We start from the raw sequence: 1,920 nt of genomic DNA on the forward strand, positions 1-1,920 counted from the left end.
CCCGTGGCGCGGGCCAGCCGCCGGCAATAGCCGCGCGGGTCGGCGAGGCCGTCGACATGGTCGATGCGCAGGCCGTCGATCAGCCCTTCGTCCATCAGTTGCAGCAGGTAGCGGTGGCTGGCGTTGAACACGTCGGGATGCTCGGCGCGCAGGCCGACCAGTTCGTTGATGTCGAAGAAGCGCCGCCAGTTGATGTCGTCCGCCGCCACCCGCCAGTTGGCCAGGCGGTAGTGCTGCTGGTCGATGAGCCGGTGCAGGCTGTGCCAGTCCTCGCGGTAGGACGCCAGCAATGGCTCCAGGGCGTTTGCGCTCAGGTGAGCGGCGACCTGCTGGCACAACCCTTCGGCCAGGTGCCGGGCCAGCGGGTGATGGTGCAACTCGACGAAGCGCGGCGCCAGTTCGAGCAGTTCGGGGATTTCGCTGTGGCAGAGAATCATCCCGTAGCTGGACGGGCACACCGGGAAGCGCTGCTCGCCGTAGCGCAGCAGGAAACGACCGGTGTCCGGCAGGTAGTCGAGGCGGATGCGCCCGGCAGTCACTTCGTCGATGTAGTCCTCGCCCAGGCAGGGCAGCAGCACCTGCTGGTCGAGCAGCGGATCGTCGCTGTGCCAGCGGATATCGAAGAAGTGCGCGTAGGGGCTGTCCAGCCCCCATTCGAGCACGTCCTGCCACCAGGGGTTGGCGTCGCCGATGCGCATGTGGTTGGCCACCGTATCGACGATCAGCCCCATGCCGTGCTGCCGCAGCCCGGCCACCAGGCGGCGCAGCGCCGGTTCGCCGCCCAGCTCATCGCTGATGCGCGTCGGGTCCACCGAGTCGTAGCCGTGCATCGAGCCCGGCTGCGCGGCCAGCAGGGGCGATGCATAGAGATGGCTGATCCCCAGCCGCGCGAAGTAATCCAGCCAGGGCAGCGCATCGTCCAGAGTGAAGTCGCGGTTGAATTGCAGGCGCAGGGTAGCGCGGATCTCAGTCATGCTCGCGGCCTCCGTTGCGGGCGCGGCGCAGGCGATCGAGGCGGGCACGCACCTGGGGCTCGTCGAGCAGCTCGGCGGCGTTGCGCTCGAAGCGCCGCCGCCAGTTGGGATGGGTATCGCCCGGTCCGGGCAGGTTGGGTTGTTCCACGCAGGCCAAGGCGTCCTCCAGGGGCAGCAGTACCAGCGGCGCGGGTGTGGCGCCGATGAATTCGATGGCGCCGTCGAGCAGCGGCTCGTTGTCGATGCCGCTGTCGCTCAGCGCCCGGCGCAGGGCGAAGGCTTCCTGCTGGCGGCTGTTGCGGTCCTGCGCGGATGCCTCGCGCGAGCCGTGGCCGAGCCGCTCGCGCCAGTCGACGTCGCGCGCCCGCTGCCCGCCCTCGAGCGTCGGCAGGTCGTGGGTGGTAGTGGTGGCCAGGGCGTTGTCGGGCCACTGCGACGGAGCGGTGAAGTGGCCGTGCTGCTGTTCGAACAGCAGCACGCGCATGCCGAGGATGCCGCGCTCCGCCAGCTTCTCGCGCAGGCCCGGCGGCACGGTGCCGAGGTCTTCGCCGATGATGATCGCATTGGCACGCTCGGCTTCCAGGCAGATCAGCCGCAGCAGGTCGTCGAGCGGATAGTCCAGGTAGGCGCCGGCTTCGGGTGGCGCGCCGGCGGGGATGACCCAGAGGCGGCGCAGGCCGAGCACATGGTCGATACGCAGGCCGCCGACGTAGCGCAGATTGGCCCGCAGCATCTCGATGAAGGCGCGGAAGCCGTTGCGCCGCAGGCCTTCCGGCGAGAAGGCGCAGATGCCCCAGTTCTGTCCGGCGCGGTTGAGGATGTCGGGCGGCGCGCCCACGCTGACGCCATTGAGCAGCTCGTCCTGGCGCATCCAGGCCTGGCTGCCGGACGGTTCGGCGCCCACGGCAAGGTCGGCGATCAGGCCGATGCCCATGCCCGCCGCGCG

At 69.8% G+C, this 1,920-nt stretch carries 2 protein-coding genes; both read right to left on the reverse strand.

Features of this window, described 5'->3' with window-relative positions; translation table 11 throughout:
- The coding region (locus ACCC94_RS29495; protein WP_413353126.1) for an alpha-amylase family glycosyl hydrolase at positions 1-974 on the reverse strand (974 nt) is incomplete at its 3' end.
- The coding region (locus ACCC94_RS29500; RefSeq protein ID WP_413353127.1) for a 4-alpha-glucanotransferase at positions 967-1,920 on the reverse strand (954 nt) is incomplete at its 5' end. The genes ACCC94_RS29500 and ACCC94_RS29495, both read right to left, overlap by 8 nt.

The sequence above is a fragment of the Pseudomonas sp. Pseusp97 genome (assembly GCF_047304025.1).
In the GTDB taxonomy this organism is placed as follows: Bacteria; Pseudomonadota; Gammaproteobacteria; order Pseudomonadales; family Pseudomonadaceae; genus Pseudomonas.